Raw genomic sequence first — 26,765 nt, 5'->3', positions numbered from 1 at the left:
TAGTATGCACCGCTTCGCCAATCCTGCCCGTTTCCTGCGCCTTGCAAAGCCACTGACGCCCGCCTTGTTCTGGCCGGGATTGCTGTTGGCGCTCGGCGCCTGCCTGTGGGGGCTGTTCGGCGTACCGACCGAACGGTTGATGGGCGATACGGTCAAGATCATCTTCGTCCATGTTCCTGCCGCATGGCTCGGCATGGGTGGATGGATGGGTATTGCGATTGCCAGTTTGGTACAGCTTGTGTGGCGGCATCCGCTTGCCGGAATTGCGGCGCGTGCGATTGCCGTACCAGGCGCGACCTTTGCCGCCATTTGCCTGATTACCGGGTCGATCTGGGGGCGCCCGACCTGGGGGACATGGTGGGTTTGGGACGGACGATTGACGTCGATGTTGGTCCTGTTTTTCCTCTATCTCGGATATATCGCGCTTGCCAATGCCAGCAGCGAAAAGGGCGATACAAGCCGCGTGGCTGCTGTCTTTGGGATCATCGGCGCGATCAATATCCCGATCATCAACCGCTCGGTCATCTGGTGGGAAAGCCAACATCAAAAAGCTAGCATTACGCTGGGCGGATCATCGATTGACGCCGCGTATCTTACGCCCCTGTTCGTCGCCGTAGCGGGTTTCAGCCTTTTGTTCGGCGCGCTGGTGCTGATGCGGATGCGCGCGGCACTGGCGGAAATGCGGATCGATGCGCGCATGCGCCGGATGGCCGACGACTGATGTCCCATTTGCCCTTCATTATCGCCGCTTTTTCGGTCACAGGCGTTGGCATGCTCTGGCTTATTGTGTCGAGCTATCTCGCCATGCGCCGTTCGGAAGCCTTGGCGGATGATTTGAGGCAGCAATCATGAAACCCAAACATCAGCGTCTCGTGCTAGCCGTGGTGGCCTTCGTCGCGCTGATCGGTGCGGGTTTCATCGCGGCCGCCGCCTTAAAGGAAGAGGCGTCCTATTTTTATACCCCCGCCACCATGGCCAAGGCCAAGATCGAACCGGGTAAGGCCATCCGTCTGGGCGGCATGGTACAGAATGGCTCGATTGTGCGTGCCGCCGACGGGGTGTCGATTACCTTCATTGTGCAGGATCGCGACGCGACGCAGAAGGTTGCATATCGCGGCATCACGCCGGACCTGTTTGTGGAAGGATCGGGCGTGGTTGCCGATGGCCGCCTGCGCCCCGATGGCATTTTTGTGGCCGATAACCTTCTTGCCAAACATGACGAAAATTACGTGCCCAAGGAATTGGCAGATATTGATATGAGCAGCGCCGAGCACACCAAGGACACCCTTTCGAAATGATCGCCGAAACCGGATTGGCCGCGCTCTGGCTGGCGGCGGCGATGGCGCTGCTGCAACTGGTTGGCGGTCTGACACTGTTGCGCGGGGAGGGGAAGTTGACGCCGCTCATCAAGCCCGCCGCGCTTGTGCAAGGGGCGCTGTGCGTTGTGTCGTTCGCATCTTTGATGTGGCTATTCTATGTGACCGATCTGTCGGTGCTGCTGGTCGCCAGCAACAGCCATATCGATAAGCCGCTGATTTTCAAACTGGCCGGAACATGGGGCAACCATGAAGGATCGATGCTGCTCTGGGTGTCGGTATTGTCGCTTTCAGGCGCGGCCATTGCGGTGTTGGAAAAGCGGATCGATACGCGCACTTTGAACGCTACTTTGGCCGTGCAGGCTTTTGTCGCGCTGGGCTTTTTCGCTTTTCTTCTCTTTTCGTCCAATCCGTTCGAGCGCCTGATTCCCGCGCCGGTCGAGGGGGCAGGGCTGAACCCACTGCTGCAGGACATCGGTCTCGCCTTCCACCCGCCCACGCTTTACATCGGTTATGTAGGCCTTTCAGTTGCTTTCTCCTTTGCGGTCGCCGCGATGCTGACCCGTCAGGTTGGCCCTGCCTTTGCCCGTGCCATGCGTCCCTGGGTGTTGGGGGCATGGATATTCCTGACCGTCGGTATCACCGCGGGCAGCTATTGGGCCTATTATGAACTGGGCTGGGGCGGCTGGTGGTTCTGGGATCCGGTCGAAAATGCCTCGCTCATGCCGTGGCTCGCCGCGACGGCCCTGCTGCATTCAGTCAGTGTATTGGCTACGCGCAACGCATTGCGCGCGTGGACGATTATGCTTGCGTTGGTGGCCTTTGCCATGTCGATGGCCGGTACCTTCCTCGTCCGTTCGGGCATTTTGACGAGTGTGCACGCATTCGCGGTCGATCCGGAACGCGGGTCGTTCATTCTTGTGTTGATGTTGATGTACACCAGCCTTGCGTTCCTGGTCTTCGCAACGCGCATCGGCACGGTCAAGCAGGGCGAGCCATTCCAGATTGTCAGCCGCGAAGGCGCCATTGTCGCCAATAACATCTTCCTGAGCGTCATATTGGCAATTGTCCTGATTGGCACGCTATACCCCTTGGCGGCCGAGGCGATGGGTGACAAGATTTCGGTCGGCCCACCCTATTTCAACAAGGCGACTGCGCCGATTGCGCTGCTGTTGATGGTGGCGTTGTTGCTCGGTCCCATGCTCCGCTGGCGGCGGGATACGTTGAGTCGGCACAAATATTGGCTTGTCGGATTTTTCGCAATCAGCCTGTGGACCGGCGTCGCCATTTGGCGCTTCGTACCCGGCGTGGGCGTCTTTCCGATTTTGGGGCTGGCTTTGTCGCTAGCGTTGGCCATTGCCGCCTGGGTTCCGCTTAAAGGCCGCAAGTTGCTGCGGACGCCTCTACCGGTCTTTGGCATGGTGATCGCGCATTTCGGTCTTGCAGTCAGCGTTTTCGGCATGGCTGCCGAATCCGGATTTTCCCGCGAAACCTTGACCGCGCTGGCCCCCGGCGAAAGCGCGAAGGTTGCCGACTGGCAGGTCAAACTCGATGATGTCCGACCCGTTGTAGGCGACAATTGGGTGGCGATCGAAGGGCAGTTGATTGCCCGAAATAACGGCAAGCAATTTACCCTTCGTCCCCAATCGCGCCAATTTTACCGCCCCGAACAACAGACCAGCGAAGCAGCTTTGCTGACGCGCTGGGATGGTCAGCTATACGCGGTCATTGCCCAGCCGGACGAAAATGGTGACGGCCGCTGGCAGGTCCGCCTTTGGTGGAAACCCTTTGTGACCTTCATCTGGTTCGGTGGATTGCTGGTCGCGCTCGGTGGTGCGATTGCCCTTCTGGGCCGCATGTTCCGCCGCCCGAAAAAGCCCGCAGTCAACACATGGGCGCAGGCATGAACCGACCCTGGCTCGTCTGGCTGCCTTTGGCGGTGGTGGCTTTCATTGGCGGTCTTTCCATATATGGACTTGTCGTTCCCAAGGACGATTTGGTGCACAGCGCTATGGTTGGACGAAAACTCCCCGAATTCGCCCTGACGCCCGCGACGGTGGGGGTTGACGGACTTTCCAGCCGCGATCTCGCCGATGGCAAACCCCGTCTTCTGAATATTTTCGCAAGCTGGTGCATCCCCTGCAAGGCGGAGGCTCCTTATCTGGAGGCGCTGAAGAAATCAGGCGCAGAAATCGACGCCATCGCAATCCGCGACAAGCCCGAAGATGTGGCTGCGTTTCTGGCCGAATTTGGCAATCCTTTCCGGCGGATCGGTTCGGATAGCGAAATGGCGGTCCAATTGAAACTCGGCTCTTCAGGTGTCCCTGAAACCTATGTGATCGGCGGTGACGGGACGATTTTGTATCAGCATATCGGCGATATCCGCGCCGAACATGTGCCGATGCTGTTGCAAAAATTGCAGGAAGCGCAGTGATGCGGCGGTCGCTAATCCTCGGATACGCGCTACTTATCGCGGCGCTTCCACAACTTTCGGTGGCGCAAGGCAGCGGGCCGACACCTGAACTCGCCAATCGGCAACTCGCCGATCCTGCGCAGGAAAAGGCGGCGACGCAAGTGATGCATGCGCTGCGTTGTATCCAATGTCAGGGCCAATCCATCGCCGACAGCGACGCGCCGATGGCCGCCACGATGCGTGCCGAAGTGCGGCAACAAATTGGTGAGGGAAAAAAGCCCGACGCCATCCGCCAATGGATGATCGAACGCTATGGTGAATGGGTCAGCTTTGAACCCGATATGAAGGGCACTGGGCTTGTGCTGTGGGCGGCGCCCCTGCTGCTATTGCTGCTCGGCCTGTTGATGGCGCGCGGCCTGTTCCGGAGAAAATCATGAGCGGTTGGGTTAGTCTTGGCCTGCTGGCAGTTCTCAGCCTTGTTGCGCTGTTGGCCATTGGCCGCTTCAAAGGCGGTTTGTGGCAGATTGCGGCGGCGGCGATTTTGCTCGGGATGACTGGTTATGCCTTGCAAGGCAAACCGGGGGTGCCTGCATCGATCGCTAAACCCTTGGGTGGCAAAGAGGACGTAGCGGTCCAGCTCATTGAAATGCGCGCCGATATGGATCAGAGTTTTGGCGGTGCGAAGCGGTGGCTGGTGACCGCGGATTCTTTTGCAAAGCAGGGCGATTACGGCCTCTCGGCGTCCTATATTCAAGCGGGATTGCGTCAAAATCCTAATGATCCGGACCTGTGGTCTGCTTTGGGGTTGCAGTTGATGTTGGCAAGTGAAGGACAAATGTCACCACCTGCACAATTAGCTTTTGATAAAGCACGTACAATTCGGCCTAATTATCCGGCACCATATTATTTCGCGGGACTATCGAGAATTTTTGATGGTGATTTGAACTCGGCGATTTTGTTGTGGGAAAAGGCCCTGTCACTAGCCACTCCCAAGGCAAAGTGGAGGCCGCGACTTGAGTCGCAACTGCAGGCGGCAAAGACTTTACAAGTTCAGGCTCGGGGTACGCCTCAGGTTAATGAAATAAGTAATTGATATAAAGTATTATATTTACGAAAATTCAAGCAATATTGCGTTGTTGTTAAGGGGGTAAGGCCGTGCTATCGCCCCCCGCCCGCCAGATAGAATTCACATAATCAATGGGCCTTGTTTCAGAGGTAATAAATGGTCGCTACGCAAGCAGCAGATGATTTTGGTCATACTGAGGACAGTCAGCACCACGGCCATGCTCCGCAAGGATCTCTGCTGGCCTTGTGTGTTGGAACCGTTGGCGTCGTTTTTGGCGATATCGGGACAAGCCCGATTTACGCTTTTCGTGAAACCTTTGCCGGACACCATCCCATAGATCCTGACCCGATGCATATTAAAGGCGTATTGAGCCTCGTATTCTGGTCAATGATGATTGTCGTGACATTCAAATATGTTTTCACGATCATGAAGGCGGATAATAAAGGCGAGGGGGGAAGTCTCGCCCTTTTAGCCCTCATTAACCGGCAAACTGCGGGTGCCAAATGGACGGCGCCAATTGTAATGCTCGGCGTCTTTGCAACAGCGCTATTTTATGGCGATTCCATGATTACACCGGCGATGTCGATCCTGTCGGCGGCCGAAGGTCTGAAATACGTCAGTACCGGCTTCGATCCTTGGATTGTCCCAATTTCGATGGCAATCATTGCAGGCCTTTTTGCGTTCCAATCTCGTGGAACGGCAAAGGTGGGTCAATGGTTTGGGCCAATCATGCTGTTGTATTTTGCAACGCTCGCCGGCCTTGGCATTATGCATCTTCTAAAGATGCCGATGATCGTTTTCGACGTAATCAACCCGATGCACGCCCTGTATTTCTTTTATATCGACGGCTTCACCGCCTTTGTCGCCATGGGCACAGTCGTCCTGGCGGTCACAGGGGCCGAGGCACTTTACGCCGATATGGGGCATTTCGGGCGACGGCCGATCAAGTTCAGCTGGCTGTTCTTCGTGCTGCCTGCACTGATGCTCAACTATATGGGTCAGGGCGCGATGATCCTGTCCATGACCCCTGCCGAAGCGCAGGTGGCCATTCGCGACCCGTTCTTCCTTATGGTGCCGGACATGATCAGCACGCCGGTCATCATCCTCACCATCCTTGCTGCCGTCATCGCCAGTCAGGCGGTTATATCCGGTGCTTTCTCTTTGACACAGCAGGCAATCCAGCTTGGTTTTATGCCCCGGCTTAGCATCTTGCATACAAGCGAAAAGGCCGCCGGGCAGATTTACATTCCGGCGATCAATTGGGGTTTGGCGGTAATGGTTCTTATTTTGGTTCTGTTCTTCCAGTCTTCATCCAATCTTGCTGCTGCTTATGGAATTGCGGTCACTGGTGCGATGTTTATCGATACCTGCTTGATCGCAGTGGTGCTGGTCACTTTATGGAAATGGCCGAAATGGAAAGCGCTCCCAATTCTCGCATTGTTCTTTATCGTGGATTTTGCCTATTTTGGAGCCAATTTGCTTAAGGTTCCCTCGGGCGGTTGGGTGCCTCTGTTAATTGGCCTTGTCATATTCACCCTGCTTACAACCTGGTCGCGCGGCCGTGCCTTGATGCGGGAACGCATGGCAGAAAGTACAATGCCGATGGAAATTTTCATAAAGTCGGCGGCCACCAGTGCAACCCGCGTACCGGGCACGGCAATCTTTATGGCATCATCGGCAAGTGGCGTTCCATCGGCGCTGTTGCACAATATCAAGCATAACAAGATCCTGCACGAACGCGTTTTGATTTTGACGGTTCAGATTGAAGACATGCCCTTTGTCGACCCTGCGGACCGTGTTTTCTGTAAGGATCTTGGCGAGGGATTCTTTCGCGTAAAGCTGCGCTTCGGGTTCCTTGAAGAAACAAATGTGCCAGCGACGTTGGATAAAGTCGATCTGTGTGGTCCGAAATTTGAAATGATGCACACCAGCTTCTTCCTGTCGCGCCAAACACTGATTGCGTCGAAAATTCCGGGCATGGCGATATGGCGCGAAAAGGTTTTTGCCTGGATGCTACGCAACGCGGCCAATGCGATGGAATTTTTCAAACTGCCGAGCAACCGCGTAGTTGAACTCGGCAGTCAGGTCGAGATTTAGCGACCGGCCCGAGCGGGGAAATAAGCACATTGCGAAATTAAAGCTGGACGAATGTTGCGTGTTGCCGCTATCGACGCAACATAATGTCAAAGACCGCATCTTGCCTGCTTCTTCTACGACTTACACGCCCTTAGGCGTGTGGATAGTCCGGTCCTGTCCGGAACAACCCGCCTAAGGGTTTACAGCCAGCCCAAGAAACCCCAAAGCACGCAGACTTGCGTGTCTTAGCGAAGTTGCAAATCATGATGTTATCCGACCCGAGCCGAAAATATCGTCCCTTTCCGCAGGTCGACTTGCCCGACCGGCAATGGCCCAGCGCGACAATCACGCAAGCGCCGCGTTGGCTGTCGACCGACCTGCGCGACGGTAATCAGGCGCTTATCGATCCTATGGGCGCAGAAAAGAAGCAGCGTTTCTTTGACCTTTTGGTCAAAATCGGCGTCAAAGAAATCGAAGTCGGCTTCCCCAGCGCGGGCGCAACTGAATTTGATTTCATTTCCGGCCTCGTCCAGTCGGGCCGTGTCCCTGACGACGTCATATTGCAGGTGCTGACCCAGTCGCGCAAGGACCTGATCGACACCAGCTTTGAAAGCCTGCGCGGTGCACGGGCGGCGATTGTCCACCTCTATAACGCGGTATCGCCCGCGTGGCGTCAGATCGTGTTCAACATGACCATGCCCGAAATCAAACAGATCGCGATCGAAGGCGCCAAGCTGCTGCGTGATAATGCCGCGGCACAGCCCGATACCGACTGGCATTTCGAATCTAGCCCCGAAACCTTCTCCACCGCCGAACTGGATTTCAGTTTGGAAGTGTGCAGCGCGGTGATGGACATTTTGCAACCTACGCCCGACCATCCCATCATCTTCAACCTGCCCGCGACAGTCGAAGCGGCAATGCCCAATATTTATGCCGACCAGATCGAATATTTCGGCCGCAATATCCCGAACCGCGACTGCGTCATTATCTCGCTGCACACGCATAATGACCGCGGAACAGGTGTTGCGGCGACGGAGCTGGGCTTGCTGGCGGGTGCCGACCGGGTCGAAGGCTGTCTGTTCGGCAATGGCGAGCGGACGGGCAATGTCGACCTCGTAACCGTCGCGCTGAACATGTATACCCAAGGGCTGAGCCCCGGCCTCGATTTTTCGGATATCGACGAAGTCATCAAGACCGTCGAATATTGCAACCAGTTGCCCGTCCATCCGCGCCACCCTTATGCTGGCGAACTGGTGTTTACGGCCTTTTCGGGCTCGCATCAGGACGCCATTAAAAAAGGTTTCGCCGCGCAAGCGCAGCGGAATGACGAGCTTTGGCAGGTGCCCTATCTGCCCATCGACCCCGCCGATCTTGGCCAAAGCTATGAAGCGGTCATCCGGGTCAACTCGCAAAGCGGCAAGGGCGGTGTCGCCTGGGTTCTGGAACAGGACCAAGGGCTAAAACTGCCCAAGAGAATGCAGGCCAATTTCTCTTCGACCGTACAGGAGCTTTCCGACAGCACGGGACGCGAATTGACCAGCACCGACATCTGGGAAGCCTTTGAGACGCGGTACCATCTGAAGGGCGAGGGCCGGTTCCGGCTCATAGATTTTCAGGAAAGCCAAAGCCCCAAGCAACAGGACGAGCGGATCTTCGCCGGCAAAATCCGCATCGATGGTGTGGAGCAAAGTGTCAGCGGTAGGGGCAATGGCCTGATTTCCAGTCTCGCCAACGCGCTGGAAGGCGCATTGGGCGGGCCGCTTGATATCATCGACTATAGCGAACATGCCATCGGTCACGGCACCGACGCTCGCGCCGCGGCCTATGTCGAATGCCGGGTTGGTGACGGACCGGTTCTGTTCGGCGTCGGTATCAGCCGAGACGTTGCAACCGCCAGTGTCCGCGCAATCTTAAGCGCGGCAAATGGGTTGGGTTAGTTTGACAGCGCAGATATTTTAACTGATGTGCCCTGTTAAAAGCAGGCGGGTTGCTTTCTCGATATCATCCTGCCTCATCAGGCTTTCACCGACAAGAAATGTGTGCACGCCGCTTTCAGCCATTCTCAAGCAATCGGCATGTGAGGCAATCCCGCTTTCGCAAACCAGTAATCTGTCTTTGGGCACCATAACGGCCAGCCGTTCGGTAGTCGCCAAGTCGACATCAAAGCTTTTCAAATTGCGGTTGTTGACGCCGATTAGTTTCGATTTCAGATGCTGTAAAGCGCGTTCCAATTCCGTCTCGTCATGCACTTCGACCAGAACATCCAGCCCTTGCGCCAATGCTGCATCTTCGATTTCGATCATGGCGATATCGTCAAGAGCGGCAACAATAATCAAAATCGCATCCGCCCCCATTGCGCGGGCCTCTGCACATTGCCACGGGTCGACCATGAAATCTTTCCGGATTACGGGCAATTCACACGCAGCACGGGCCACGACCAGATAATCTTCATGACCCTGAAAATATGGCGCATCGGTCAATATAGATAAACAAGCCGCGCCGCCGGCCTGATAGGCACGGGCATGGGCCTGCGGATCGAAATCGGCGCGGTTCAGACCCTTGGACGGGCTCGCTTTCTTGATCTCGGCAATCAGAGCAAAGCCTGATTCTGCCTTGGTACGCAAAGCCGCTTCAAACCCGCGCACAGGTGAAGGCTCCGGCCAATGGGACAGACCTTGCATTTTGCGCGAGGCAACTTCGATGCGTTTCGTGGCGCAGATTTCCGCGAGTTTGTCCGTCATCAATATTCCACCCAACACCGCAGCAACGTCTTGGCCAACCCCTTGTCAATCGCTTCGCCCGCTTCTTCCACGCCGCTTTGCCAGTCGTTCACGGCACCTGCAACCATAAGAGCGGCGGCTGCGTTCAGGAGAACGGCGTCGCGATAGGCACCCGCCTCTCCGTCGAGCAAGCGGGTGAGGGCTGCGGCGTTATAGATGGCGTCGCCGCCTTTCAACGCATCGAAATTGTGATAGCGAAGGCCGGCCGTATCCGGGGTTATCCGTTCCAGAGTTTTGCCTAGCCGCACCACGCTGCTTGGCCCCGAAATCGACAGTTCATCCAACGGTTCGTCGCCGGCGACCAGCATCGCATCATCATATCCCAATAACGCGAGTGCGTCAGCGTAAACGGGGAGGAAATCGGGGTTCGCAACGCCGATCAATTGTCGCTTAACACTAGCTGGATTGGCCGCAGGGCCGGTCAGATTGAAGATCGTCCGCCTGCCAATGGCTTTGCGGATCGGCGCAAGTGGACCGAGCGCTGGATGATGTTTCTGCGCGAATAGAAAGCAAATACCAAGGTCGGCGAGGGTGGCTTCTGCGGTTTCACTGGCGTGGTCGAGGTTGAGGCCCAGTGCTTCCAGCGTGTCGGCTGCCCCTGCCTTGGATGATGCAGCGCGATTGCCGTGTTTGGCGACCGGCACTTCGCAGGCAGCGACCACAATGGCTACGGCAGTCGAAATGTTCAGGCTGTGGCTGCCATCGCCGCCGGTGCCGCATACATCGATCGTGCCCGCAGGAGCATTGATCGTTATCATCCGCTTTCGCATTTCGCGCACGGCTGCGGCAATTTCGATGCTCGTCTCGTCACGTTGCGACATGACGGTAAGAAAATGCTTGATGTCCTCTGCGGTGGTATCGCCATCGAGGATGCTGGCGAACGCCCCTGCAGCAAGGTCTGCAGTAAGCGGAACGGATGCGTCGGGAAGGGCGGTCATCGCCGTTCTTTTACCGTCATGCCGGCAATGTTCATAAAATTCGCCAACATTGCATGGCCATGTTCAGTGGCAATGCTTTCGGGGTGAAATTGCACGCCATGGATGGGGAGTGTCCGGTGCCTGAAACCCATTACATGACCGTCATCACTGGTTGCGTTGACGATCAGGCTATCGGGAATATTTTCGACGATCAGGCTATGGTATCTTGTTGCGGTAAAAGGTGATGGTAGCCCCGCATAGAGGCCAGTTCCATCATGGGTAACCGGAGAGGTTTTCCCATGCATCAACCCGCCACGGATAACTGTACCTCCGAAATGCTGCCCTATTGTCTGATGCCCCAGGCATACGCCAAGCAACGGTTTACCAGCGTCGGCACAAGCCGCGACCAGATCAAGACTTACACCTGCTTCATTCGGGGTTTTCGGTCCCGGAGAAATAAGGAAAGCCTCTGCTCCTGAAGATATTGCTTGTCCCGCCGACATATCGTCGTTGCGGACAACTTCTACTTCAGCGCCCAATTCCAGCAGATAATGGACGAGGTTCCAGGTGAAGCTATCATAATTGTCGATGACTAATATCATTGTCCAAACCCGACCTCTTCAGCGACCCTGAGCGCTTCACGTGCAGCGGCGATCAACGCGCCGGCCTTGGCTTCGCATTCGCGTTGTTCATATTCAGGGTTGCTATCGGCAACAATGCCAGCGCCTGCTTGAACGTGCATCACACCATCTTTGACCACGGCGGTGCGTAGGACAATGCAACTGTCCATGTCCCCATTTGGCGAAAAATAGCCGACACCTCCTGCATAAGCCCCGCGGGTTTCAAGTTCCAGTTCAGCAATGATTTCGCAGGCCCGGACTTTTGGTGCGCCGCTGACCGTTCCAGCGGGGAAGCCCGCAAACAGGGCGTCGATGGCGTCCTTGTCGTCGGCCAGCTCGCCAACGACGTTCGAAACGATGTGCATAACATGGCTATAGAATTCGACCATATAACTGTCGGTAACGGTAACACTGCCGCCCTTGGTGACGCGCCCGACATCATTTCGCCCAAGATCGAGCAGCATTAAATGTTCAGCGCGTTCTTTTGGGTCGGCCAAAAGCGCGGTCCGATTTTCTGAATCTTCGATACTATTCCTGCCACGCGGGCGGGTGCCTGCGATAGGACGTATCGTAACTTCCCCGCCGCGGGCGCGGACGAGAATCTCGGGACTCGAACCGATCAACGCGAAACCGGGAAGGTCGAGGAAATAGAGGAAAGGAGACGGGTTGATACGGCGCAGCGCTCGGTAGAGATCAATTGGCGGCAACGCAAAAGGCGCGGTAAAACGTTGGGCCAGAACGACCTGGAAAATGTCACCTGCGTCGATATATTGCTTCGCCCGAGCGACCATTTTGGCATATTGGCCTTGAGGTAATACCGGCGCGAGTTGAATTGCCGCCTCTTTTACATCCGGACTATCGGATTTTAATTGCGGCCTATCGTTGTTCAGACGCCGCTCCGCATCGTCCAGCCTTTCATTGGCCAGTGTGACAGCATGTGTGTCGTTCGGGCCTGTCCAGACCGGCGAAACAAGGAACATTTCATCTTTTAGCCGGTCAAAAACCAGTATGACTGTTGGCCGGACAAACAGCATATCCGGCAATTCAAGCGCCGATTGCGGCGCCCGAGGAAGCTTTTCGACCAGGCCAATGGTTTCATAACCAAAATACCCCACCAGACATGCCAAAGCCGGAGGTAATTCAGGCGGCACGTCCATGCGACACTGGGTCGCCAAAGCACGCAATGCGTCTAATGCGGGCAAAGGCTCCGCCTCGAACGCATCTCGATTTTGTACCCATTGCCGGTTGATTTCCGCCCGATCACCTTGCGCCCTAAAAACAAGGTCGGGGGCAAGTCCAATCAAGCTGTGTCGCCCTCGCGTCTCTCCCCCTTCGACTGATTCCAGAATGAAATCACCGCGTTCAGGTTCGAACAGCTTAAGCGCGGCGGAAACCGGTGTCTCGGTATCCGCTATGCGTTTGCGCCAAATCAGTATCGGATTAGTTGCCGTCACGATTGGTCAGGCGCGCACGCAATTCGGCAATCCCGTCGCTATTTTTATCAACACCAACGGCCATTGCGGCGGCACCAACCAATTGTGCGCCATATTCGTTTTGCATCAGGCCCGAAAGTTCAAGCTTTCTTGAGCGCAACATTTCTGCATTTCCGCTCGCATCACCCTTTTTGATGTCGGTCAGAGATACAACATACCAGCCACGATCCGCACCGCCTTGTAATGTTTTCGCAGTGCCTTTTTTCATGGCAAACATCATGGCCAGCGGTGGCGGGATGGGTTGACCTTGGCGGCTCAAGTCGGCGCGTGTTCCATTTATGGCCTCGATCTGGGCACCGTTTACATTGGCTGCGGCTAGAGCGGCGGGTAACGCCATGCCGCTATCCACTGCCTTACGAATGCGTTCTGCGGCGGCGCGCGCGCCCTTGGCGCCCTCAGCTAGCGCCCATTGCTGCTGAACAATTGCACGGACAGAGGCAAGCGGCGGAGGTGCGGCTTCTTCGAAATCGGCGATCGCAATCATTGCGAAGCGTTCGCCGGGAACAATTTCGATTAACTGCGCCTCACCGTTGGTTTCAAGCTGAAACGCAGCTGGCAAAATAACCTGCATTTCCGGAATTGGCTTATATGCAGGGTTTGATATATCCCGGCCATTGGCCAGTAATTTCGGTGACGTTTCGATTTTCAATCCATTTTGCTTTGCCATATCGGCAATAGTCGAGCCATCTGCAAACGCATCTTCGACTTCGGACGTCATCTCGGTCAACATTTCTTCGCTGCGCGTCTTGGTCAACTCGGTTTCAATTTCGGTGCGGGCCTGTTCAATAGATTTTGCCGCAACCTGATTGATCTTATCAACGCGAACTACCGCCCAACCCAGTTTTCCTCTGGCGGGTTTGGCGATGCTGCCTTGAGGTGCGGCAAATACAGCATCGGCAACGGCGGTTGATGCGCTGCCAGCCAGGTTCGATTTGGTGACGTTGTTCGTGCTGGTGACCGAAAGGCCGAGACCATTTGCAACGTCGGCCAGCGATTTTCCGCCGCTTGCTTGTGCCACGACGGATTTTGCCGCAGCTTCCGTGGGGACGATGACCTGGCTTATATTGCGTGATTGCGACGCGGCAAATCTTGCAGCGTTGGCTTTATAAAAAGTGGTAATGTCCGCAGATGTCGGTTTTGAGCGTGCCGCAATGATATTTTTGTCAAAAATGGCGTAGCTGACCGCGCGCTTTTCTGGAATCGTGAATTTTGCAGCATTATCTCTATAATATTTAACCAAAATGGGCTCGCTTGGGGGAGCCGCGGGGAAAAATGCAGAAGACGGTAAAGATGCAACCTGACCTGAGCGCTGTTCCAACACCAAAGACGAATAGGGCAAAACCATGCCGTCGGGCGCCATTGGGCCACTCGCTGCGGTGGGCAACAATTGCTGGGCAAAAAGATTCTGCGCAAGATCGTCACGAATGGCTTGCTCGCTTACGCCTATTTGTTGTGCAAATGCACGAAAGGCTTCCGCACTGAACTTTCCATCTAGTCCCATTGCACCTGGAATTTTTCGAATTTCCGAACCGACCAGCCGTTCGCTTACAGCTATGCCATATTCTTCACCAAATTCGGCGAGTGCGTAGCGGTTGACGAGCTGTTCAAGGGTAGAATCAAGTCCACCACTTTCAACAAAGCTAGCCATATCGAGAGTCGGGTTATTTTGCCGTTCCGACTTTAGCCGGTTTTCTAGCGCGTCACTCAATTCGCCGAGCGTAATATTGCGATCACCGACACGGGCAACGTTGCCTCCGCTTAATCCTCCGAAATTACCGGAGCCGCTGACGTCACCAAGCGCAAAGGCAACCGCGATCATGCCGATAAACAGAAGTGCGACGACTGCGCCGATTCTTGAATTGATAAGCGAACGAATGAAACTAATCATGAACCAGCGTTTCTCGATAAGGGATATTAGCGTGTCGCTTTAGGCGGCAAGGCACCGTCAATCAAGGGATAGACTTGCAGCTTTGGCTGAAAGACGGGCATAGCGTTTCAGAGATTCGGAATAGGGCGTTTTGGGGGCTTAACAGATGCAGAAGTATATTGTCGGTAATTGGAAGATGAACGGGACATCGAGCGATTTACAAGAAATTTCTGCAATTGCCGCTTTGGCGACGCAATATCCTTTGGTCGACATTGCCATTTGCCTGCCTGCCACGTTAATAGCACGCGCAACGGCTTCAATGCCCGATTTTGCGATCGGTGGTCAAGATTGCCACCATGAAGTTAGTGGCGCACACACCGGATGCGTCTCCCCCCCAATGCTCGTTGATGCCGGGGCTACTTTGACAATAATCGGGCACAGCGAGCGTCGGTCCGACCAATATGAGACCAACGCGAATATATGTGCCAAAGCATCAGCGGCGCACGCCGCTGGCTTAAAAAGCATTGTTTGCGTCGGTGAAACATTGGCGGAACGTGATGCTGGCCAGGCGCTTGAAATTGTTCTCGGTCAATTGGAAGGATCTTTGCCGGACGATGCAACGGCAGACTGGCTCAGTGTTGCATATGAACCTGTCTGGGCCATTGGTACCGGCAGAATTCCTGATGAATCCGATGTCGCCGAAATGCATTTTGCGATCCGCAAACAGCTAATTTCGCGCTTTGGTTCTAACGGTGAGATGATCCGCATTTTATATGGCGGTTCAATGAACGGCGAAAATGCATCAATGCTGCTGGCCATACCAAATGTTGACGGTGGCCTTATTGGCGGGGCAAGCCTTACTGCCGTCAAATTCGAGCCAATCATTAAAGCCGCAGCTTAGTTCAGGGCTTTAATCCTGCGAATAGCATTGAAGATTGGGGGTGGCATCGCTATGTGGACGGCTGAACTGGCGTATCAGCGCCCTTAAATTGTGGAATTTTACATGGGTCTTTTTCATTTTCTTATCGTTGTACAGGCCATTGTCTCAGCTGCTTTGGTCGGCGTCATATTAATGCAACGGTCAGAAGGTGGCGGTCTGGGAATGGGCGGCAGCCCCTCGGGACTGATGTCTGCGCGCGGTGCTGCCGACTTTATGACTCGTCTAACGACAATTTTGGCAACGATTTTTGTCCTGCTCTCGATTTCATTAGCATTTGTCGCGGCTCGTGAAGGTGGTTCAAGCAAGATCGACACAAGCCTGGAGCGTACCGAATTGCCAGCAACGCAAACGACTGCGCCGGAAACTGCTCCAGCGCCAGATGCCGCACCGGCACCGGTACCGGCACAAGTTGCTCCTGCGACAGAAGTACCTTTAGACAAATAAGGTACGCGAACAGGTTTACCGGCGGCCGGTGTTGTAGTGAAGCGGTTTCAAGTGTAACCACTTTGCTATGATAGATTTCCAGAATGTGTATGACTCGCCACCCGATGGGGCAAATGCCGATTGGACAATTCCCCAAAATTGGGGAGCATTCAGTCCGGACGAACACGCGATGTGGGACCGGCTCTTCCAGCGGCAATCCAATATGTTGTCCTCCCGCGCAGCCGATGCATTTTTGCGTGGCCTTGATATTCTGAAATTATCTAAGCCAGGCATTCCCGACTATCGCGAACTCAACGCAAACCTGATGGCGGCGACCGGGTGGCAAGTGGTCGCTGTTCCCGGGCTGGTGCCCGATGATGTGTTTTTCGAACACCTTGCCAATCGCCGTTTTCCAGCTGGTAATTTCATTCGAACTCTCGAACAGCTCGATTACTTGCAAGAACCTGACGTATTTCACGATGTTTTCGGGCATGTGCCGATGCTAACAGATCCAGCTTTTGCGGATTATATGGTGGCATATGGCCAAGGCGGTTTGCGATCTTTAGGCTTTGGTGCGCTTGACCATTTGGCCCGGCTTTATTGGTACACCGTTGAGTTTGGCCTGATTCAACAGCCCGATGGATTGCGAATCTATGGTGCGGGTATTGTTTCAAGCTATGCGGAAAGCGTTTTTGCACTCGATGACCCTAGCCCTAACCGCATCAATTTTGACTTGATGCGGGTCATGCGGACCGAATACCGGATAAGCGATTTTCAACAGAATTACTTTGTAATTCCCGGCCTCGATCACCTTTTGCAAGTGACGGTTAGCACAGATTTTGCACCGCTATATGAAAAACTCGAACATATGCCCGATATTGCCATTGCGGATATTGTGGAGAGTGACGTCGTTTTAACGCACGGAACCCAGGCTTATGTAAAAAGGGCCGGTCACTAAAAGGGAGGGGGAAAAGCAACCGGCCCCCGGCAGTTGCCGCCGTTTAAGGCAGCAAAACTGAATCTATAACGTGAACCACGCCGTTGGATTGCATAACATCAACGGTCGTAACGGCGGACTGCCCACCTTTGCCGTCGGTAATGACAACGCTGTTGCCTGACAGGCGTGCGGTTAGTGTCTCACCGGCAACTGTCGTCAACGAAGCGCTGCCACCGCCTGATTTGATCGCCGCAACAATATCGCTCGCCGTCAGCTTGCCCGATACAACATGATATGTCAGAATCTTGGTCAAGGTTGCCTTGTTTTCCGGCTTTACCAATGTGCCTACTGTGCCTGCGGGCAGTTTTTCAAATGCGGTATTTGTAGGTGCAAATACAGTGAACGGACCAGGGCTGGCGAGTGTTTCTACCAGGCCAGCTGCCTTAACCGCTGCGACCAAAGTAGTGAGATTTGGGGCTGCGGATGCGTTTTCTGCAATCGTCTTTGCCGGGAACATTGCCGCTCCGCCGACGGTTGGATTGGACATCTTGTGATGATCTGCAGATGCAGCAGTTCCGGCAAATGCCGACGAGGCGAGGGCGAGTGCTACGATAAATTGTTTCGACTTGTTCATGGTTTCAACTTTCCTGTTCAGCGCACGTCTCAGGGGTGGCGTGCTGTGTACAGGTACGCAGGCGGTATTGCGACGGATGCAAAGCGCCTAAAATAAATTTAGAGGGTAGCGATTTTTCCGCTCGCGATGACAGGTCCGGTGGCTTTTCCGCCCGGTGCTCCACCCTCAGGCTCAGGCGTAACCGCCAAGGTGCCTCCGGAACTTACATATTGCCGCAAATTGGCAGGTACAATTATCGCCGTGGCAGATTTGCCGCCAACAATTCCCAACGACCGCGCCGTGCCGTCGGCAGGGATAATCCACAATTCAGGGTAAAGATTTCCGGTGTCGAGCGAAACGGGTGTGATTATCATACGACCTGTATTCGCATCATAACTGGCGGTCAAAGAAGCCGCGCCAGTTTCGCTACCCAGCGCAGCAATCAACGGCGCTTGTGGCGCGGGTACCGGAACATTATCCGGCTTTTGCAAAAACAAAATGCCCAATATCGCGGCGGCACTCACAGAAATTCCTGTCAATGAACGCCAGAATAGCAATTTGCTCACACTTACATCCTGACCTGTTGCTTGGGGCAGGGCGGTCTCTATGGATTTCCAGAGATGTGCAGGCGGCGAGACGTCGCCGCCCAGCATGGGTTGGAAGCGCAATCGCCAGGCTTCAACCTCTGCCGCAAATAAAGGGTCGGTCGCGATTCGCGCTTCAACAGTTGCAGATGACGCAGTATTGAGGAGGCCCAGCACATATTCGGCAGCCAAAGCGACATCATTTTCGTCCAACATAGTCATGACGCCCCCTCCATGCAGGTGCGCAGTTTTAAGAGCGCGCGTCGTATCCGGCTTTTGATGGTGCCCAAAGGTTCGCCCTCGCGCGCAGCAAGATCGGCATAAGTTGCACCGCCAATAAAAGCGCTTCGTATAAAATGTGCGTCACGGCGATCCAAACCATCAATGCAACCGTGCAGCAAATCATCTTCGCCTTGTGACAGCAGTTGCGCGTCAGCTAGGGGAACTGGATCGGCTATTTCCGCGGCTTCATCGAGGGACGCCAAGCCGGCCTTGCCTTTGGCACGTAACCGGTCAATCGCGCGGTTCCGGGTGACCGTAACTAGCCAGCTAATCGGACTTGCGCGGCCGGCTTCGAAACTAGCTGCTCTATTCCATATTGTGATAAAGGCGTCTTGCAATGCTTCTTCCGCTTCATTTCGATCATCGAAGATACGCAGGCACACACCAAATAGTTTCGCGGATGTAGCTTTATAAACGGATTCAAAGGCTGACCTGTCGCCTTTACCGGTACGTAAAAGTGCGTCAGTCAGTGCAGCACGACGCGCTGTATCAAAATCGACCAAAACAGAATCTGTTGCCATTATTCGACGATATGACCGATGCCGGGGCAGGATGCAATCGGCCAAAGCTTTACCAAGTTCCGAAATCTCCGGGCGGCTGGCTAGTAAGGCCATTAGCTCGTAAGGGTCTGTTCCAGCCATAACGCTTTCGTTTGACGAGTATCAGGCAGGGCCAGTCGCCTGTGTCTTGCCGCTTTTGCAAACGAAAACCGAGTTTGCGGTACGCGTTTATAACTCCACCGGCCTGAATATCCAGCAATCCGGCCAGCACCAATGTGCCACCTTCGCATAAAATCCGGTAGAATGCCGGGGCCAATTCGATAAGGGGACCCGCCAATATATTGGCGATAACAAGGTCATATGGCGCGCGTTGCTGTATAAGGGGATGATCCGTTCCAGAAGCAGTGCACAACGCTATTTCGCCTTGCCTTGCACCAAGCGCGAAGCCGTTCACACGGGCATTTTCGGCGGTTACCTCCACACTAACAGGATCGATGTCTGAAGCCGTTATATAGGCGCGGGGCCAAAGATGACCGGCTGCAAAAGCAAGAAGTCCGGTGCCTGTTCCGATATCGGCAATGAGCTGGAAAGATTTACCCTGCCGCTTCAGCTTGTCGAGTATAACAAGGCAGCCGCTTGTGGTTTGGTGCCCCCCGGTCCCGAAAGCGCGGCTGGCTTCGATAAGGAATGGCCGCGCGGCCGCAGGCACGATATCTTTGTTGGTGCTTGTATGAACGTAAAAACGCCCTGCTTGCACTGGCTGCAAGCTTTGCTGGCTCATCACAACCCAATCTTCATCAGGCAGTTTTGATATAATCGCTATTGCATTAGCAGCGCTCGGTATTCGGGCCTGTATCGCGGCGATAGCATCCGTATCCGGCTTTTCTGGGAAATACGCTTCTATTCGCCATTTGGCGTCGTTAAATGCTTCAACCTCATCCGCAACAATTGTTGGTACTGGGTCCAGCGAAGCCAGCCATTCGTCTTCGTCATGCAATGCCTCTGCTTCTTGCCGCGTGCAGGGCAGGGTAACCTTCCAATTCATTTCAATCTATCTTTGGCAAGGCGGATAGCCAGTTTTTCGCGCGCGGTGTTTGTGTAGTTTTTGCATCCATTTTTATTCACCAACGCTTCTTTACCCGACAGACGTTCAAAAATTTGACTTTGCGAAGGGTGAGGGGAGATGAGTATGTCGCATGGAGCAAGTTCTGCCACTTTTTCGATGGTGGCGCGAAACATGGACACATATTCGGGGTGGTCTGTGAATCGGTAATCGTCCGCCGATATGGCGCCCAGACTGTCGGCATACACAAATTGCAAGCACTTGTCCGCTTCGCACGATTGCCATGTCCAACTGGTGCCGCCGGGGGTATGGCCTGGCGTCGCCAAGGCCGTCAGGCGCAGGGGACCTAGATCGACTATTTCACCGTCTTTTACAACATAGTCGACTTTAATCGCGGGAAATGGAGGCATAATCCCCTTTTGTGGATCATCGGGATGATATTGTCCGCTATCAAGACTGGCCTGAGCCTCGGCTCGTGCGAACATTTGCGCGCCGGTGATGCGTTTCAATTCGGCCAGACCGCCGACATGATCCATATGTTCATGGCTGCTAAGAAGATATTTCACATCGGCTGGTTTGAAGCCCAGCTTACGGATGTTTGCTGCAATGGACGCAGCAGCTTCTTCGGTCGCACCGTCGATAAGTATATGCCCCTTGTCTGAAGTGATAAGCAGAACGGTGATTCCGCATGTTCCGACCATATATACATTACCAAAGACGGGAGCAGGCGGCGCCTTGTCGCTCCAGCCATCCCTACCTTCACATTGCCGGGCAATATGTTGTCCACTATACTGTTGATCAACCTTTGCTTGCGTCAGGCGCTGGCCGGGGACGCATCCTGCCAATAGCAGCATGATAAGGGTCATTAACTTACCGGACATAGCTGGCTCCGTTTACGTCAAGAACGGCACCGGTCATTGACGGTGGGGCATCGACTGCACAGAATTTCGCAATGGCCGCAACTTCTTCCGGGTCTGCAACTTTACCAAGGGGAATATCGGCCAAGAGCTTTTCGCCGCCACGACTTGCCAGATAGTCCTCCGCCATTCCGGTCCGGGTGAACCCCGGACATATCGCAAAGGCCAGAATTCCTTCAGAAGCATAGCCACGCGCAATTGTTTTGGTTATCGCGACCATGCCGGCCTTAGACGCAGCATAATGCCAATGGGCAGGGCTATCACCCCGATAGGCGGCACGGCTCGCAATATTGACAATGCGGCCGGGGCGCTGCGTTTCTTTCAAATGGAGAACCGCCAAACGGCAGAGCGCAGCGCTCGCCGTCAGGTTAATCTGCATCGTCCGGTTCCAGTTCTTAAGCCAATCCGTCTCGGAAGAATCGAGCGGGTTGTCATCGAAAATGCCGGCATTGTTGATCAGGACATCAATATGGCCATCAAGCCGCTGCAACGCATGGTCCCACAAGCGGTGTGGGACATCGGGGTCCGCCAGATCTCCATCTTGAGTTGAAAGGCCAACAACGTCGAATCCATCGGAATCAAAGGCGTCCACTATGGCGGCACCAATTCCCCGCGAGGCACCGGTAACTAATATTTTGGTTTTCATTCCCGCTGCTTTTCACAACGGGTCGGTAAATTCAATGTCCCTTATCGCAAAACGCTGCGACTTTGGATTATCCAAGGCTGCCTGCAAATTTGCTGGCGTTAAGTCGCAACGACGACAATTTGGAATTCACCTCGTTAAAGCCCTGCTCCAACGCTGTAATTTCTGAAACGACATTTTCGGTATCCGAACGAATAGCAGAGATTGTGTTTGACATTAGATCTGCGGCAAGCGCGGTCTCGTCAACCGATGCTGTAATCATTGTTACGGTTTGCGCCTGATCTTCCATTGCGTGCCTAATACGTTCGGCGGAATGTTGCACTTCGCTGACAATCGAACGTATCGCAGTGTTGGATTCGACGGATGCCTTCGTTGCGTTCTGAATGGCCGATATTTTCTGGGCGATTTCGTCCGTTGCCTGGGCTGTCTGATTGGCGAGGCTTTTTACTTCTTGCGCCACCACGGCAAATCCACGTCCTGCATCGCCAGCACGCGCCGCTTCAATAGTGGCGTTAAGTGCGAGTAAGTTGGTCTGTCCGGCAATTTCCCTGATCAATGCCAGAATGGAATCAATGGATTGCGATTGTTCGGACAAGGTGTCGGTTGCAATGACACTTTGTGACGCCTGCGCTGCTGCGCGTGTGGCGACATCGGATGCGGTTTCCACTTCGGTACGCGCATCTTCGATCGCGCGGATAAGGCCGGCTGCGGTCTGGGCCGCTTCCCGCATAGCAACTGCTGATTGTTCGGATGCAGCCGCAACTTCAGAGGTTTTTGCCAGCATACCGTGCGCCATTTGTGAACTGTTTGCAGCTTGATATTTCAGCATATTGGTTTGTTCGGAAATCGCCGAAGTAGCGTTGCCTATATCAGTTTCGAAATTAGCCGAACTGGCCGCCTTGGCTTCAAAAAAGCGCTTTTGTTCATATTCACGATAAATTACCGAAAATGTGGTCATTTCGATTGAATTGAGCTTTGCAATGGTATCGACAAAAACCCTTATTTCATCTATAGATAGTTCGGTTTGGCTTAAGATTTTTCCGATCGATCGAGCGTTCGCCGTTCCCGTTGCTGCCAAAACCGCGTCGAGTGGAATGCCTTTTTCAAACGAGTCTACAATTAACGCTTTGCTGATGTTCAGCCACTTGCGTTCTGCAAATTGCGTCATTCGCATTTCCATATATGCGGACGTTAAATCGCGTGATCTGGTGTATGTTTCACCGACCAGCCCGGGTCCGAAGACTGGGGAATTTTTCCAATATGCCCAATAGTCATCGCTAAGCTCTAAATAGCGCCCTTCGAATACAACTGATAATTTTATGCAATTTTCAGAGAGACTACCATCGGAGTCATAAGGAGCAATTATGGCTTCGATGTCCAGTCGATGCCCGGGATTATTCTGGTCCATTTACTCGCTCCATATCCACATTAAGCCAATTCGCGACGATGCGAACATTCTATTACATGTAAAATGGTTAACGGCGGGTTATGTATTCCGTTCTATCTCAAAGAAGAATAGTCGCGTCAGAGGCCTTGCGCGCTGCCACTAAAGCAGTAAAGAGCGACACATAATTGCGAACAAGGGTTCTACCCTAGTTATCTGAAGGACCGCAAGTCATGGGGCAGAAATCGACACGGCCATTGTCGCCGCATTTGCAAATCTATCGCTGGTCGCCACAAATGGCGATTTCCATTTTCCATCGCGCAACCGGCTTCGTTCTTGCCACCGCTGGTATGCTGACTTTGCTCTGGTGGCTGTCGGCCATTGGCGGCGGCGCAGAAAGCTATGCCGTATTTAAGAGTTATGTTGTCTCTGCCGGTGAAAATCCGACGACTTTCCAGATAACAAGCAACTGGTTTTTCCGGTTGGTCGCACTTGCGGTAACGTTCAGCTTTTTCCAGCATTTGTTCTCCGGTTTGCGCCATTTAGTTCTCGATATGGGGGCGGGATACGAGCTCAAGGCCAATCGTACTTGGGCGTTGGCTGCATTTGCGGCAGCCATTTTTGCAACTGCATTGGTTGCACTGGTCGTGGCATCACGCGTCATCGGAGTCTAAAAAATGGGTAGCGGAACAAATATCGGTAAAGTGCGGGGTCTAGGTTCTGCAAAACATGGCGGTTCGCATTGGATTAACCAGCGCACGACGGCGGTTGGCAATTTACTGCTGACGACTTGGCTGGTGGCATCTTTGCTGCTGATGCCCAATTTTGATCCGGCGACATTGGCGCTGTGGCTCGCAAAGCCAACAGTTGCTGTCCCGATGATCCTGATGCTGGTCAGCATTTTCTGGCACGCCCGGCTGGGCCTTCAAGTATTGATCGAGGATTATGTTCATGATGACGCGCTAAAATTTGGTGCGATGACCTTGCTGAATTTCTATGTGGTTGGCGGTGCTGTCTTTGGCATCTTCACCGTCGCTAAACTTGCATTCACCGGAGCTCCCGCCTGATGTCAGACGCTTACAAGATTATTGACCACACCTATGACACCGTCGTTGTCGGTGCAGGCGGCTCTGGCCTGCGCGCGACCATGGGAAGCGCGGAAGCAGGTTTGAAAACGGCCTGTATTACAAAGGTTTTTCCAACACGTAGCCATACCGTCGCGGCACAAGGCGGTATCGCCGCATCGCTTGGAAATAACAGCCCCGACCATTGGACATGGCACATGTACGACACCGTCAAGGGATCGGACTGGCTGGGCGATCAGGACGCAATTGAGTATATGGTGCGTGAGGCACCTGCGGCTGTTTATGAGTTGGAGCATGCCGGTGTTCCGTTCTCCCGGAACACGGACGGGACAATCTATCAGCGTCCATTCGGTGGACATATGCAGAATATGGGCGAGGGACCTCCTGTCCAGCGCACCTGCGCGGCCGCTGACCGCACGGGTCATGCGATGTTGCATGCCTTGTACCAGCAAAGTCTGAAATATGACGCAGATTTCTTTATTGAGTATTTTGCACTCGATCTGATCATGGAAGATGGCGAGTGCCGCGGCGTTATCGCGCTGTGCATGGAAGATGGCAGTATCCACCGGTTCAAAAGCCATGCTGTTGTGCTGGCGACCGGCGGTTATGGTCGTGCTTATTTCTCGGCTACCTCGGCGCATACTTGCACCGGAGATGGCGGCGGTATGGTATTGCGCGCTGGGTTACCGTTGCAGGATATGGAGTTCGTACAGTTCCACCCGACCGGCATTTACGGGGCGGGCGTGCTGATTACCGAAGGCGCGCGCGGCGAAGGTGGTTATTTGACCAACAGCGAAGGCGAACGCTTTATGGAGCGTTACGCGCCGTCAGCCAAGGATCTCGCCTCACGTGACGTCGTGAGCCGTTCCATGGCGCTTGAAATGCGCGAAGGGCGCGGTGTCGGGCCGGGCAAGGATCACATCTATCTCCATCTCGACCATATCGATCCAAAGGTGCTGGGTGAACGTTTGCCCGGTATTACGGAAAGCGGAAAGATATTCGCCGGCGTTGATTTGACACGGCAACCTCTGCCGGTGTGCCCGACGGTTCATTATAACATGGGCGGAATTCCGTGCAATTATCATGGTCAGGTTGTCACCAAAAAGGACGGCAATGATGATGCAGTTGTCCCCGGACTTTATGCCGTGGGTGAGGCCGCTTGCGTCTCCGTGCACGGTGCGAACCGTTTGGGTTCCAATTCCTTGATCGACCTCGTTGTCTTTGGCCGTGCAACAGGCCTGCATTTGAAGGACAATCTGACACCTGGCGCTTCACACCGTCCTCTTACCAAAAGTGCAACCGACCTGCCGCTGGCGCGCGTGGAAAAATTCCGCAACGCCCAGGGTGGTTCGCCGACCGCCAAAATCCGTTTGGAAATGCAGCAGACGATGCAAAAACACGCCGCCGTTTTCCGCGACACCGAACTGCTCGCGGATGGTGTCAAGTTGATGCAAAAGGTCAACAAGCGGATGGAGGACGTCGCCGTCACCGACCGTAGCCTGATCTGGAACACCGACCTAATCGAAACGCTCGAGCTCGACAATCTGATGGCGCAGGCCGTTTGCACGATGGAAAGCGCCAATAATCGCAAAGAAAGCCGCGGCGCCCACGCGCACGAGGATTTTCCCGATCGTGACGATGCGAACTGGATGAAGCACACCGCGTCGTGGTTCGACGGATGGGGTGGTTCAGGCGGCAAGGTGTCCTTGGATTACCGCGCCGTCCACGATTATACGCTCACCGATGAGGCTGAGTATATCAAGCCAAAGGCGCGTGTTTATTGATGGCACTAATTGACCATTTCGAACATGAACTGATTGCCGCCAGATCAGCCGAGGCCATGGGTGAAGTTGATGTGGCCTTTTATCATTTAGAGCGTGCACATATTCTTGGCCAGAATACAACGCGGTTACATGTTCAATCACATGTGAGGATGTTGGGCTGGGCTTGGCGACAACGCAATCGTCACGAATTTCTGGGTCAGCTGTTTCGTATTGCTGGAGCAGCAACGAAAACTTTTATCGGACTAGTGCCGCGAGGAAATAGCGGTGGAACTAATGTGAGCCCGTTCAAACCTATGCCGATACCTGAGGATCTCGCAGCGATTATGGAACAATCGGGTCGTCAATCCTAAAAGACCGCTGCCGCAATTTCCAAACTGCGCTTCCGCTTTTCATGGTCGAATACCGAGCAGGCCACAATAACCTCATCCGCGTTCGTCCGTTCAATAAACGCCGCAACGCCCGCCTTAACTTTATCAACCGAGCCAATCGCGCTGCAGGACAGCACATTGTCCAACATCGCCGCGTGCGATGGCGGCAAGGACGCGCGGTAACCTTCCACCGGTGGCGGCATCTGGCGGGGGTTGCCGGTGCGGAGCGAGACGAAGCTTTGTTGCATTGAACTGGCGAGATATTCTGCTTCCGCGTCGGTTTCGGCAGCGATGATGTTGAATGCCGTCATTGCGTATGGCGCGTCCAGTGCCGCGCTAGGCCGGAAATGGCTTCGGTAGATGTGGAGCCCTTCGTCGAGCATGTCGGGTGCGAAGTGGCTAGCAAAGGCGAAGGGCAGACCGAGAGCACCGGCCACTTGCGCGCCGTACAGACTGCTACCCAATATGTAGAGTTGGACAGCTGCGCCCGCACCGGGTGTAGCCACGATGCCGGTCTGGCCATCATCTGCAAAATAGCTTTGCAACTCCATCACATCGCGCGAGAAGGCGTTGGGGTCGCTGTCGAGCGTGCGGCGGATTGCCGCGGCGACGCGCTGGTCGCTGCCCGGTGCGCGGCCTAGCCCCAAGTCAATCCGGCCAGGGTAGAGCGCATCTAGCGTTCCAAATTGTTCTG

The 26,765-nt window shown here is 54.4% G+C and carries 29 protein-coding genes; 16 read left to right on the top strand and 13 right to left on the bottom strand.

Annotation, left to right across the window (positions count from 1 at the left end):
- The first annotated feature begins 4 nt into the window (after positions 1-4).
- The 9 genes from ccmC (at position 5) to leuA (ending at position 8,808) form a co-directional block, all read left to right on the top strand.
- Entirely contained in the window at positions 5-721 is a 717-nt protein-coding gene (gene ccmC / locus ACEW72_RS06810) for a heme ABC transporter permease CcmC (protein WP_373475631.1), read from the top strand.
- Positions 721-852 (top strand): hypothetical protein, encoded by a 132-nt coding sequence (locus tag ACEW72_RS06805; protein WP_373475630.1) that lies wholly within the window; start codon positions 721-723, stop codon positions 850-852. The genes ccmC and ACEW72_RS06805 overlap by 1 nt, the downstream gene beginning before the upstream one ends.
- On the top strand, positions 849-1,298 hold the full coding sequence (ccmE, locus tag ACEW72_RS06800; RefSeq protein WP_373475629.1) for a cytochrome c maturation protein CcmE: 450 nt from the start codon (positions 849-851) through the stop codon (positions 1,296-1,298). Before ACEW72_RS06805 ends, ccmE begins: the two co-directional genes overlap by 4 nt.
- Positions 1,295-3,223, top strand: coding sequence for a heme lyase CcmF/NrfE family subunit (locus ACEW72_RS06795; protein WP_373475628.1), 1,929 nt, complete (start codon positions 1,295-1,297; stop codon positions 3,221-3,223). The genes ccmE and ACEW72_RS06795 overlap by 4 nt, the downstream gene beginning before the upstream one ends.
- Positions 3,220-3,750, top strand: a complete 531-nt coding sequence (locus tag ACEW72_RS06790) for a redoxin family protein (protein ID WP_373475627.1) — start codon at positions 3,220-3,222, stop codon at positions 3,748-3,750. Before ACEW72_RS06795 ends, ACEW72_RS06790 begins: the two co-directional genes overlap by 4 nt.
- Positions 3,750-4,166, top strand: coding sequence for a cytochrome c-type biogenesis protein CcmH (locus ACEW72_RS06785; RefSeq protein WP_373475626.1), 417 nt, complete (start codon positions 3,750-3,752; stop codon positions 4,164-4,166). Before ACEW72_RS06790 ends, ACEW72_RS06785 begins: the two co-directional genes overlap by 1 nt.
- Positions 4,163-4,822: a tetratricopeptide repeat protein gene (locus ACEW72_RS06780; protein ID WP_373475625.1), complete on the top strand. Its 660-nt coding sequence runs from the start codon at positions 4,163-4,165 to the stop codon at positions 4,820-4,822. The genes ACEW72_RS06785 and ACEW72_RS06780 overlap by 4 nt, the downstream gene beginning before the upstream one ends.
- Positions 4,823-4,951: 129 nt before the next feature.
- On the top strand, positions 4,952-6,892 hold the full coding sequence (locus ACEW72_RS06775) for a potassium transporter Kup (protein WP_373475624.1): 1,941 nt from the start codon (positions 4,952-4,954) through the stop codon (positions 6,890-6,892).
- A 242-nt stretch (positions 6,893-7,134) separates the two neighbouring features.
- Complete coding sequence (gene leuA, locus ACEW72_RS06770) at positions 7,135-8,808, top strand: 2-isopropylmalate synthase (protein ID WP_373475623.1); 1,674 nt, start codon at positions 7,135-7,137, stop codon at positions 8,806-8,808.
- Positions 8,809-8,826: 18 nt separating this feature from the next.
- On the opposite strand, the gene trpC is transcribed toward leuA, so the two are convergent.
- From trpC to ACEW72_RS06745, 5 genes are read right to left on the bottom strand one after another with little or no spacing between them, the layout of a single operon-like run.
- Positions 8,827-9,612: an indole-3-glycerol phosphate synthase TrpC gene (trpC, locus tag ACEW72_RS06765; RefSeq protein ID WP_373475622.1), complete on the bottom strand. Its 786-nt coding sequence runs from the start codon at positions 9,610-9,612 to the stop codon at positions 8,827-8,829.
- A complete protein-coding gene (gene trpD / locus ACEW72_RS06760) occupies positions 9,612-10,589 on the bottom strand; it encodes an anthranilate phosphoribosyltransferase (protein WP_373475621.1) in 978 nt (325 codons plus the stop codon). Before trpD ends, trpC begins: the two co-directional genes overlap by 1 nt.
- Positions 10,586-11,170 carry an aminodeoxychorismate/anthranilate synthase component II gene (locus tag ACEW72_RS06755; protein WP_373475620.1) on the bottom strand — a complete coding sequence of 195 codons (585 nt, stop codon included), beginning with the start codon at positions 11,168-11,170 and terminating at the stop codon, positions 10,586-10,588. The genes trpD and ACEW72_RS06755 overlap by 4 nt, the downstream gene beginning before the upstream one ends.
- Complete coding sequence (gene trpE / locus ACEW72_RS06750) at positions 11,167-12,642, bottom strand: anthranilate synthase component I (RefSeq protein WP_373475619.1); 1,476 nt, start codon at positions 12,640-12,642, stop codon at positions 11,167-11,169. The genes ACEW72_RS06755 and trpE overlap by 4 nt, the downstream gene beginning before the upstream one ends.
- Entirely contained in the window at positions 12,629-14,569 is a 1,941-nt protein-coding gene (locus tag ACEW72_RS06745; RefSeq protein ID WP_373475618.1) for a SurA N-terminal domain-containing protein, read from the bottom strand. Before ACEW72_RS06745 ends, trpE begins: the two co-directional genes overlap by 14 nt.
- Positions 14,570-14,714: 145 nt before the next feature.
- Between ACEW72_RS06745 and tpiA the strand changes: the two genes are divergently transcribed.
- From tpiA to phhA, 3 genes are all read left to right on the top strand, one after another.
- Positions 14,715-15,449 carry a triose-phosphate isomerase gene (gene tpiA / locus ACEW72_RS06740; protein WP_373475617.1) on the top strand — a complete coding sequence of 245 codons (735 nt, stop codon included), beginning with the start codon at positions 14,715-14,717 and terminating at the stop codon, positions 15,447-15,449.
- Positions 15,450-15,551: 102 nt separating this feature from the next.
- On the top strand, positions 15,552-15,932 hold the full coding sequence (gene secG / locus ACEW72_RS06735) for a preprotein translocase subunit SecG (protein WP_373475616.1): 381 nt from the start codon (positions 15,552-15,554) through the stop codon (positions 15,930-15,932).
- A gap of 67 nt (positions 15,933-15,999) precedes the next feature.
- Positions 16,000-16,869, top strand: coding sequence for a phenylalanine 4-monooxygenase (gene phhA / locus ACEW72_RS06730; protein WP_373475615.1), 870 nt, complete (start codon positions 16,000-16,002; stop codon positions 16,867-16,869).
- 43 nt (positions 16,870-16,912) lie between these two features.
- Here phhA and ACEW72_RS06725 read toward each other — a convergent pair whose 3' ends face one another.
- The 7 genes from ACEW72_RS06725 to ACEW72_RS06695 form a co-directional block, all read right to left on the bottom strand.
- The gene (locus ACEW72_RS06725; protein WP_373475614.1) at positions 16,913-17,482 is read right to left on the bottom strand and encodes a fasciclin domain-containing protein; all 570 of its coding nucleotides are present in this window, start codon (positions 17,480-17,482) and stop codon (positions 16,913-16,915) included.
- Between the two features lie 98 nt (positions 17,483-17,580).
- On the bottom strand, positions 17,581-18,267 hold the full coding sequence (locus tag ACEW72_RS06720) for an anti-sigma factor domain-containing protein (RefSeq protein ID WP_373475613.1): 687 nt from the start codon (positions 18,265-18,267) through the stop codon (positions 17,581-17,583).
- Positions 18,264-18,848: a sigma-70 family RNA polymerase sigma factor gene (locus ACEW72_RS06715; RefSeq protein ID WP_373475612.1), complete on the bottom strand. Its 585-nt coding sequence runs from the start codon at positions 18,846-18,848 to the stop codon at positions 18,264-18,266. Before ACEW72_RS06715 ends, ACEW72_RS06720 begins: the two co-directional genes overlap by 4 nt.
- 49 nt (positions 18,849-18,897) lie before the next feature.
- On the bottom strand, positions 18,898-19,872 hold the full coding sequence (locus ACEW72_RS06710) for a 50S ribosomal protein L11 methyltransferase (protein WP_373475611.1): 975 nt from the start codon (positions 19,870-19,872) through the stop codon (positions 18,898-18,900).
- Complete coding sequence (gene bla / locus ACEW72_RS06705) at positions 19,869-20,771, bottom strand: subclass B3 metallo-beta-lactamase (RefSeq protein ID WP_373475610.1); 903 nt, start codon at positions 20,769-20,771, stop codon at positions 19,869-19,871. The genes ACEW72_RS06710 and bla overlap by 4 nt, the downstream gene beginning before the upstream one ends.
- The gene (locus ACEW72_RS06700; protein WP_373475609.1) at positions 20,761-21,453 is read right to left on the bottom strand and encodes an SDR family NAD(P)-dependent oxidoreductase; all 693 of its coding nucleotides are present in this window, start codon (positions 21,451-21,453) and stop codon (positions 20,761-20,763) included. Before ACEW72_RS06700 ends, bla begins: the two co-directional genes overlap by 11 nt.
- A 67-nt stretch (positions 21,454-21,520) precedes the next feature.
- Complete coding sequence (locus tag ACEW72_RS06695) at positions 21,521-22,618, bottom strand: methyl-accepting chemotaxis protein (protein WP_373475608.1); 1,098 nt, start codon at positions 22,616-22,618, stop codon at positions 21,521-21,523.
- Positions 22,619-23,067: 449 nt separating this feature from the next.
- On the opposite strand from ACEW72_RS06695, the gene sdhC reads away from it, so the two are divergent.
- Genes sdhC through ACEW72_RS06675 form a run of 4 tightly spaced genes read left to right on the top strand, consistent with a single transcriptional unit; the run spans position 23,068 to position 26,053 of the window.
- Entirely contained in the window at positions 23,068-23,508 is a 441-nt protein-coding gene (sdhC, locus tag ACEW72_RS06690) for a succinate dehydrogenase, cytochrome b556 subunit (protein ID WP_373475607.1), read from the top strand.
- Between the two features lie 3 nt (positions 23,509-23,511).
- The gene (gene sdhD, locus ACEW72_RS06685) at positions 23,512-23,901 is read left to right on the top strand and encodes a succinate dehydrogenase, hydrophobic membrane anchor protein (RefSeq protein ID WP_373475606.1); all 390 of its coding nucleotides are present in this window, start codon (positions 23,512-23,514) and stop codon (positions 23,899-23,901) included.
- Positions 23,901-25,703, top strand: coding sequence for a succinate dehydrogenase flavoprotein subunit (gene sdhA, locus ACEW72_RS06680; RefSeq protein WP_373475605.1), 1,803 nt, complete (start codon positions 23,901-23,903; stop codon positions 25,701-25,703). Before sdhD ends, sdhA begins: the two co-directional genes overlap by 1 nt.
- Entirely contained in the window at positions 25,703-26,053 is a 351-nt protein-coding gene (locus ACEW72_RS06675; RefSeq protein ID WP_373475604.1) for a DUF3703 domain-containing protein, read from the top strand. Before sdhA ends, ACEW72_RS06675 begins: the two co-directional genes overlap by 1 nt.
- On the opposite strand, the gene ACEW72_RS06670 is transcribed toward ACEW72_RS06675, so the two are convergent.
- Positions 26,050-26,765, bottom strand: a 716-nt coding sequence (locus ACEW72_RS06670; RefSeq protein ID WP_373475603.1) for an MsnO8 family LLM class oxidoreductase, incomplete at its 5' end; no start/stop codon positions are given. The genes ACEW72_RS06675 and ACEW72_RS06670 overlap by 4 nt on opposite strands.

The sequence above is a fragment of the Sphingorhabdus sp. genome (assembly GCF_041737645.1).
In the GTDB taxonomy this organism is placed as follows: Bacteria; Pseudomonadota; Alphaproteobacteria; order Sphingomonadales; family Sphingomonadaceae; genus Sphingorhabdus_B.
The sequence above is the reverse complement of the archived record's forward strand: the minus strand, read 5'-3'. Positions and strand labels throughout refer to the sequence as shown.